The following is an 8,087-nucleotide window of genomic DNA, read 5'->3' as shown; positions in this document are numbered from 1 at the left end:
TTCGCACATCTTGTTGTCTGATTATTGATTTTTCGCGAAACCATTTGATCATATGACAAGATGTGTATCCACCTTAACTTAATGATTTTTACCAAAATCATTAGGGGATTCATCAGCGCCAAGCTCCCGTGCGATGCGGACAATGGCTTCCCGGGCCTTATCGCTGGTATAAGACTTGCCGCTCAACACCCTGGAAACCGTGCTCACGGAATATCCCGTCAGGGATGCGATCTCCTCCATTTTTAACTTGCCCGGCATAGTGTGACCTCGCTCTCAATCAGTTTTTGCAAATATTTGCAGAAACAGCGCTTTGATTTTAAAACCAAATTTCAAAATGGTTGGAGTTTACTTATTCACCTTGCGAGTATTCTCACAAAAACACATTGTCGCTACGTCTCGCCTTTCCTATTTTTCGGTCATCACGCTTTTTGACTGAAATTAAGGTGAGAAATGGAGAAGGTACGTTTTGGCATTATTGGTATAGGTAATATCGGTACGGTCCACGCACGCTATTTACTGGCCGGAACCGTCAGCGACGCCTGCCTTACGGCGGTGTGCGATAACGCGCCGGAAAAGCATCCGGCCATTCGGCAGCTGGTTGGCGGCATTCCGCTGTTCAGTGATGCGCAGGAAATGCTCCAGAGCGGGCTTATCGATGCGGTCATTGTCGCCACGCCGCATTACGATCACCCGCACCTGTCGATGCTGGCGATGCGCCACGGCATTCATACCCTGTGTGAGAAGCCAGCAGGCGTCTACACCGCGCAGGTCCAGGAGATGAACGCCTGCGCCCGGGAGTGCGACGTGGTGTTCGGCATCATGTATAACCAGCGGCCCAACCCGCTGTATCAGAAAGTGAAAGATCTGATCGACAGCGGCGAGCTGGGCGAGATCCGCCGCTCCAACTGGATCATCACCAACTGGTATCGCTCGCAGAGTTACTACAACTCCGGCGGCTGGCGCGCCACCTGGAAAGGGGAAGGCGGCGGCGTGCTGCTCAACCAGGACCCGCACCAGCTCGATCTCTGGCAGTGGCTGGTGGGCATGCCGGTTCGTCTGCGCGCGTTTTGCCAGTTCGGTAAGCATCGCGATATCGAAGTGGAAGACGAGGTGACAGCCTACGCCGAATATGCCAGTGGCGCGACCGGCGTGTTCATCACCACCGTCGCGGAAACACCAGGTACCAACCGCCTGGAGATTGTCGGCGATCGCGGCAAAGTGGTCGTCGACGAGGGCAAACTGCGCTACTGGCGGCTGCGCGAATCGGAAACCGAGTTTAACGCTCGCTGGCAGAATGGCTTCGGTGAGCCGGAATGCTGGGAGGTTTCTGTCCCTGTAGCCCCGGAATACAGCGAGCACCACGTCATCACCGCCAACTTCTGCGCCGCCGTGCTGCGCGGCGAGCCGTTGATTGCACCGGGTCTGGACGGCATTCGCGGTTTAACCCTCTCTAACGCCATGCACCTCTCCACCTGGACGGACGACTGGGTTGAGCTACCGCTAAACGAAAAGCAATACCTGCGCCTGCTTCAGCAGCGCATCAGCACCTCTGTAGATAAAGGGGCCACCAGCATCACGCTGGATGCCGCGGGTACCTGGTAACACCGGAGAAAATCGATGTTAAATGTCGCCATTGTGGGAACAGGAAATATCTCCCATAACCATATTCAGGGTTATTTGCAGTTTGGACAGCGCTGCCGGATCGTTGCGCTGGTTGATATCTATCCCGAGAAAGCGGAAGAGAAAAAAGCGCGTTACGGCCTGACGGACGCCCGCGTGTACGCCAGCCACCGGCAGTTGCTGGAGGATGCGCTTCCCATCGATATCGTTGACGTCTGCACCCCGCCCTATGTCCATGCGGAGATCAGCATTGATGCGCTTCATGCCGGCTGCCATGTGCTGTGTGAAAAACCGATGGCCGCCTCGCTGGAGGAGTGTGATGCGATGATCGCCGCCCAGCAGGCCAGCGGAAAAACGCTCTCCATTATTGCCCAGAACCGCTTTACCGATGCCTTCTGGCGCTTAAAAGCGGCGCTGGATTCCGGCCTCGCCGGAAAAATATGCCATGCGCAGGTGGATTCCTTCTGGTGGCGCGGACATTGCTACTACGACCTGTGGTGGCGCGGCACGTGGGAAAAGGAAGGGGGCGGCTGCACGCTGAACCACGCGGTGCACCATATTGACGCCATTCAGTGGATGCTCGGCTTCCCGTCTGAGGTGGTGGCGATGATGACCAACGTGGCCCATGACAACGCCGAAGTGGAAGACCTTAGCGCCGCGATATTCAAATACCCCAGCGGCGCACTCACCCAGCTTACCGCCTCGGTAGTACACCACGGGGAAGATCAGAAGATCATTATCCAGGGTGATAAAGCGCGCATCTCCGCCCCATGGCAGGCTTATGCCAGCGTGAGTGCTGACAACGGCTTCCCGCAGGAGACCAACGATATTGAGCGAGAAGCCCTGCTTGATGCCGTTTTCCAGGCGACGCCCAGGCTCGAATGGACTCTGCACACCGGGCAGATTAACGACCTGCTTCAGAGCATTGAGCGCGGTACGGCCCCGCTGGTGGACGGCGTGCAGGGTAAGCGCTCGCTGGAGCTGATTACTGCGATGTATAAATCAGCCATTACCCGCAGTGTCGTTTCCCTGCCTGTTGGCCGCGATGATCCGTTTTACCGTACCGGCGGGACGAACGCCCTCGCCCCCCGTTTTTATGAAAAATCCGCAAGCGTCGCCAACTTCAGCGAAGTGGGCGCTATCCCTCTGGGTAAAGATCTGGATCGAGGACTGTAACCATGAACAAGAATGACGGAATGAACTACGCGCCGGTGGGCAAACCGCAGCCGGTGGTGCAGGCGGGTGAATTTGTATTTGCCGCCGCCGCGCTCGACCACGGCCATATCTACGGAATGTGTAATGGCCTGATTGAAGCAGGTGCCACGCTGAAGTGGGTTTACGATCCCGATCCGGCGAAAGTGGACACGTTTGTTCAGCAGTACCCGCAGGTGAAGGTGGCTGATTCCCTGGACGTTATTCTCGCCGATGGCGACGTGCGCCTGGTGGCCGGGGCGGCCATCCCCTCCGAACGCTGTGCGCTGGGGCTGAAGGCGATGACGGCTGGCAAAGACTACTTCACGGACAAAGCGCCGCTCACCACCCTTGAACAGCTGGCAGACGCCAAAGCGATGGTGGAGAAAACCGGGAAAAAATACGCGGTCTACTACAGCGAGCGTCTGCACGTGGAAAGCGCGGTCTTTGCCGGGCAGTTGGTACAGCAAGGCGCCATTGGTCGCGTGGTGCAAACCCTGGGCATGGGGCCGCACCGGGAAGGGACTGGCCGCCCGGACTGGTTCTACGATCGCCGCTATTTCGGCGGCATCCTGTGCGACATCGGCAGCCACCAGATCGAGCAGTTCCTGTTTTATACCGGCAACCGCGACGCCACCGTGGTCGCCAGCCAGGTGCGCAACGTTAACCACCCGCAGTATCCCGCATTCGAAGATTTTGGCGACGCCATGCTCAAAGGAGAAAACGGCGCCAGCGGCTATTTCCGTTGTGACTGGTTCACTCCTGACGGGCTCTCCACCTGGGGCGATGGTCGCCTGACGCTGCTCGGTACCGACGGGTATATCGAGATCCGTAAATATGTCGATCTCACCCGGGGTGAGCAGGATGTCGTCTACCTCGTCAATAACGAGGGCGAGTTCCGCTATCCTGTGGCCGGGCAGGTTGGGTTCCCGTACTTTGGCGAACTGATCCTCGACTGCCTGCACCGCACCGAAAATGCCATGACTCAGGCGCATGCTTTCAAAGCTGCCGAACTGTGCGTGAAAGCACAAATGCTCGCAAACGCAGCTGACTAAGGGGACGACATGAACATCCTGAACACGGCGATTATCGGTGCCGGGGCTATTCACAGTTGCCATGTGAATGCCCTGAGGCAAATCCCCAATGTCGCGCTGCGCGCGCTGGTCGATATCGACAGCGTCAAAGGACTGAAGCTGGCGATGAACTATCAGTGCCGCTTTTATCAGGATTACCGGGAAATGCTGCTGGATGACAGCATCGACGTGGTGCATATCTGCACGCCCCACTTCGAGCACAAAAACATGATTCTGGCGGCGCTGGCCGCCGGGAAACATGTCTTTTGCGAAAAACCGGTGGGCATGAACAGCAGCGAGCTTGCCGACATTGCCTCTGCCGCCGCGCAGGCACCCGGCAGGCTCGGCGTCTGCTACCAGAACCGGCTCAATCCGACCAGCCTGCGCATTCGCAAGGAGCTGGCGGAAGGCGTACTGGGAAAGATGTTAAGTATCAAAGCTGTGCTGACCTGGTCCCGCTCGGGGGCGTATTACACGGAAAGCCCGTGGCGCGGGCAGCTGGCAACGGAAGGCGGAAGCCTGCTAATCAACCAGGCGATCCATACCCTCGATCTGATGCAGTGGTTTGCGGGTGGCGTCACGCGGCTGAAGGGGGTAGTCGACAGCGGGGAACTGGCTGACGTCACGCAAGGGGAAGACAGCGCGATGGCCACGCTTCACTTTACCAACGGTGCGCGCGGTCTGTTTTATGCCAGCAACTGCCACACCACGGATTCCCCCCTCTGTCTGGAGATCCACTGCGAGCGCGGCTCACTGCTGCTCAACGACAACACGCTCTGGCGCATAACGCCCGGCGAACGATTTCGCCTGGAAAGCGATGCCTCTCCCGATGGCACCGCAAAAAGTTACTGGGGATCAGGACACCAGCAGGCGATCCGCCATTTTTATCACGCTATTCATCACCCGGAGAGTACGGATTTTACCGATATTTGTACCGCCGGAAAATCACTCAAGATTGTGGAGGCTTTTTATCGGTCATCTCAGTTAAGACAATGGATAGATATTAATAATTAGAACGTCACGTGTAGTCCAGCAGTGCAATAAAAATACAACCTCTACATCTACCCTACACTGGATATTATTATGGTTAAACCAACTGAACGCAGAGTGGGTTATGGCGTGGCGCTTGGCTACGGCATAACCGACCTCTTTGGCGGAGGCGCTTTCGCCATTATCGGCACCTGGCTGTTATTTTTTTACACCACCTATTGCGGATTATCCGTCGTGGAAGCCGGCTCTATATTTGCTATTGCCCGCGTCATTGACGCGGTATTAAGCCCGATAATGGGTTACATCACCGACAATTTCGGCGACACCTGGCTTGGGCGTAAATTTGGCCGTCGTCGTTTCTTCTTATTACTCAGCTCTCCCTTAATGTTCCTCTATGCTCTGCTGTGGCTGACGGACATGGGTTACTGGTATTACCTGGGCACCTATCTTTCCATCGAACTGCTTTCAGCGATGGTGCTGGTGCCGTGGGAAACCCTCGCCGCGGAGATGACCAACCGCTATGAAGAGCGCAGCCGCCTGTCGGGCGTACGGATGATCTGCTCGCAATTGGGCGGTTTTCTTGCGGTGTCGGTTCCGGGCGTGATTATGCAATTTACCGGCAAAGATAATTCCTTTACCTACACGCTAACCGGACTGATATTTTCCTGCGTCTTTTGCATCGCGGTATTTATTACCTGGTACAGCACCTGGGAAGCAAAAGATGTGCATCAGGAGTATGACTTCAAAGTTGATACCCAGCGCAGCAGCGGAGTAATTAATCACCTCAAATATCTGGTGCTGGATCTCTTCTCTTCTTTTCGTATTCGCGCTTTCCGCCTGCATATTCTTATTTATATTTTCTCCTTCACCGCGATGGACGTATTTGGTTCAGTCTTTACCTATTACGTGGTGTATTGCCTGAGTCAGGATGCGGCAGCAGTGTCCGGCTGGCTAAGTATTGCGGCGTTTGCCTCCGTGCCGGGCACGTACGGATTTATGCTGTTACTCAACAAGCTGAACATAACCCCTTCCGCCGCACTGCGCCTTTCGTATAGCTGCATTTTCCTGGTGCTGGCATTCCTGTTTACGGTTTATCTCACCAAAACAGAAGTGCCAACGCTGCTGTTCTCCGCCGTCTTCATCCTGCTGGGTGCAGCCCGTTCCGGCCTCTATTACATTCCGTGGAATATTTATAGCTTTATTCCGGATATCGACGAGATCGTCACGCAGCAGCGCCGGGAAGGCATTTTCGCTGGCGTAATGGTGTTGACCCGCAAAAGCACCGTCGCCATTGCGATTATGATTATCGGCCTGGTGTTGCAGGAGTCCGGTTTTGTGAAAGGCAGTGGCGCACAGCCTGAAAGCGCGCTGGGAGCAATAATTGGCCTGATGATTTTTGCCACCGCCGCGCTGCTGGCAGTGAGCTTCTTCGCGACCTACAAATTTAAGCTGACCCGCGAGACGCATAAGGTGCTGCTCAAGGAGATCGCGCGTCGGAAGCTCGGTGGCGACTATCGCGACTGCGACGCCAGCACCCGTGTGGTCATCAAACAGCTGACAGGCTATGAGTACGATCAGGTCTGGGGCGGCGATGCCACACGCCTGGCTGTGGGCGAAAACTTATCCACCGTGAAATAGCCCTTCCCGCCGGATCGGCCCCATGCCGGTCCGGCTTTTTTTGCCGAAAACGTGACCTCTGGCAGGTTTACACGTCTTTACGCTATACTACCGCTGAAATAATCGGCTCAACGCTACGAGCTGAGTTCAATGTGTCTTCACACGAATGGTATCAACTCCCCTTCTGAGGATCTGGCGAGAAGCCGGATAAACTATGTTAAACAGTATTTTAGTAATACTTTGTCTTATTGCCGTCAGTGCATTTTTCTCGATATCGGAGATCTCGCTGGCTGCCTCCCGTAAAATCAAACTGAAGCTGCTTGCCGACGAGGGCAACATCAACGCATCACGCATTCTGAAAATGCAGGAAAACCCCGGCATGTTCTTTACCGTGGTGCAGATTGGCCTGAACGCGGTCGCCATCCTTGGCGGTATCGTGGGCGATGCAGCGTTTTCTCCGGCGTTTTATAGCCTCTTTGTTAAGTACATGTCCGTAGAGCTGGCCGAGCAGCTGAGCTTCATCCTCTCCTTCTCCCTGGTCACCGGCTTGTTCATTTTATTCGCGGACCTGACCCCGAAACGCATCGGTATGATTGCGCCAGAAGCTGTGGCTTTGCGTATCATCAACCCGATGCGCTTCTGCCTGTACGTGTTCCGTCCGCTGGTGTGGTTCTTTAACGGCCTGGCGAACGTCATTTTCCGCATCTTCAAGCTGCCGATGGTGCGTAAAGACGACATCACCTCCGATGACATTTATGCCGTGGTGGAAGCCGGGGCGCTGGCAGGCGTGCTGCGCAAGCAGGAGCACGAGCTGATTGAGAACGTTTTCGAACTGGAATCCCGTACCGTGCCGTCCTCCATGACCGGCCGTGAAAACATCATCTGGTTCGATCTGCATGAAGACGAGCAGAGCCTGAAGACCAAGGTGGCGCAGCATCCGCACTCCAAGTTTCTGGTCTGTAACGAAGATATCGACCATATCATCGGCTACGTGGACTCCAAAGACCTGCTGAACCGCGTGCTGGCCAACCAGAGCCTGGCGCTGAACAGCGGCGTGCAGATCCGCAACACCCTGATAGTGCCGGATACCCTGACGCTCTCCGAAGCGCTGGAAAGTTTCAAAACCGCCGGGGAAGACTTCGCGGTGATCATGAACGAATACGCGCTGGTGGTGGGCATTATCACCCTCAACGACGTTATGACGACCCTGATGGGCGACCTGGTCGGCCAGGGGCTGGAAGAGCAAATTGTGCAGCGTGATGAGAACTCATGGCTCATCGATGGCGGTACGCCGATTGAAGACGTCATGCGCGTACTCGACATTGACGAGTTCCCGCAGTCCGGCAACTACGAGACCATCGGCGGCTTTATGATGTTTATGCTGCGCAAAATCCCGAAACGTACCGACTCGGTGAAGTTCTCCGGCTTCAAGTTTGAAGTGGTGGATATTGATAACTACCGCATCGACCAGCTGCTGGTAACGCGTATTGATAGCAAACCGACCGTGCTGGTGCCGAAACTGCCGGATGCCGAAGAGAAGGTGTCGGCGTAATCCTTTGTATGTCCCACAAACATCAACGGCTCCCATCGGGAGCC

The 8,087-nt window shown here is 55.6% G+C and carries 6 protein-coding genes and 1 pseudogene; 6 read left to right on the top strand and 1 reads right to left on the bottom strand.

The features are described from left to right. Positions 1-105 precede the first annotated feature (105 nt). Positions 106-258 (bottom strand): annotated as a pseudogene (locus ACOTX5_RS23385) (LacI family DNA-binding transcriptional regulator); the annotation flags it as partial. 192 nt (positions 259-450) lie between these two features. Here ACOTX5_RS23385 and ACOTX5_RS23380 point away from each other — a divergent pair. The 6 genes from ACOTX5_RS23380 to ACOTX5_RS23355 all read left to right on the top strand — a co-directional run bounded on the left by ACOTX5_RS23380 (position 451) and on the right by ACOTX5_RS23355 (position 8,043). Then, the gene (locus tag ACOTX5_RS23380; RefSeq protein ID WP_015572494.1) at positions 451-1,602 is read left to right on the top strand and encodes a Gfo/Idh/MocA family protein; all 1,152 of its coding nucleotides are present in this window, start codon (positions 451-453) and stop codon (positions 1,600-1,602) included. Between the two features lie 15 nt (positions 1,603-1,617). Continuing rightward, positions 1,618-2,796 carry a Gfo/Idh/MocA family protein gene (locus ACOTX5_RS23375; RefSeq protein WP_017383929.1) on the top strand — a complete coding sequence of 393 codons (1,179 nt, stop codon included), beginning with the start codon at positions 1,618-1,620 and terminating at the stop codon, positions 2,794-2,796. Between the two features lie 2 nt (positions 2,797-2,798). Further along, positions 2,799-3,866 carry a Gfo/Idh/MocA family protein gene (locus ACOTX5_RS23370; protein WP_017383930.1) on the top strand — a complete coding sequence of 356 codons (1,068 nt, stop codon included), beginning with the start codon at positions 2,799-2,801 and terminating at the stop codon, positions 3,864-3,866. Positions 3,867-3,875: 9 nt separating this feature from the next. Then, the gene (locus ACOTX5_RS23365) at positions 3,876-4,898 is read left to right on the top strand and encodes a Gfo/Idh/MocA family protein (RefSeq protein WP_047726874.1); all 1,023 of its coding nucleotides are present in this window, start codon (positions 3,876-3,878) and stop codon (positions 4,896-4,898) included. A gap of 69 nt (positions 4,899-4,967) precedes the next feature. After that, a complete protein-coding gene (locus ACOTX5_RS23360; RefSeq protein WP_045911366.1) occupies positions 4,968-6,512 on the top strand; it encodes an MFS transporter in 1,545 nt (514 codons plus the stop codon). 193 nt (positions 6,513-6,705) lie between these two features. Continuing rightward, complete coding sequence (locus ACOTX5_RS23355; RefSeq protein WP_006810357.1) at positions 6,706-8,043, top strand: hemolysin family protein; 1,338 nt, start codon at positions 6,706-6,708, stop codon at positions 8,041-8,043. Positions 8,044-8,087: the final 44 nt, after the last annotated feature.

Origin of the sequence: Enterobacter cloacae complex sp. IR5441 (assembly GCF_049238215.1) — a bacterium.
GTDB lineage: Bacteria > Pseudomonadota > Gammaproteobacteria > Enterobacterales > Enterobacteriaceae > Enterobacter > Enterobacter hormaechei_C.
Note: the sequence above shows the minus strand (reverse complement) of the source record. Positions and strands in the feature narration are given on the sequence as shown.

What these genes read in the sequence shown, in the direction of transcription:
- ACOTX5_RS23355 (WP_006810357.1), top strand. Translation starts at nt 6,706, where the DNA reads ATGTTAAACAGTATTTTAGTAATACTTTGTCTTATTGCCGTCAGTGCA.
- ACOTX5_RS23375 (WP_017383929.1), top strand. Translation starts at nt 1,618, where the DNA reads ATGTTAAATGTCGCCATTGTGGGAACAGGAAATATCTCCCATAACCAT.
- ACOTX5_RS23380 (WP_015572494.1), top strand. Translation starts at nt 451, where the DNA reads ATGGAGAAGGTACGTTTTGGCATTATTGGTATAGGTAATATCGGTACG.
- ACOTX5_RS23365 (WP_047726874.1), top strand. Translation starts at nt 3,876, where the DNA reads ATGAACATCCTGAACACGGCGATTATCGGTGCCGGGGCTATTCACAGT.
- ACOTX5_RS23370 (WP_017383930.1), top strand. Translation starts at nt 2,799, where the DNA reads ATGAACAAGAATGACGGAATGAACTACGCGCCGGTGGGCAAACCGCAG.
- ACOTX5_RS23360 (WP_045911366.1), top strand. Translation starts at nt 4,968, where the DNA reads ATGGTTAAACCAACTGAACGCAGAGTGGGTTATGGCGTGGCGCTTGGC.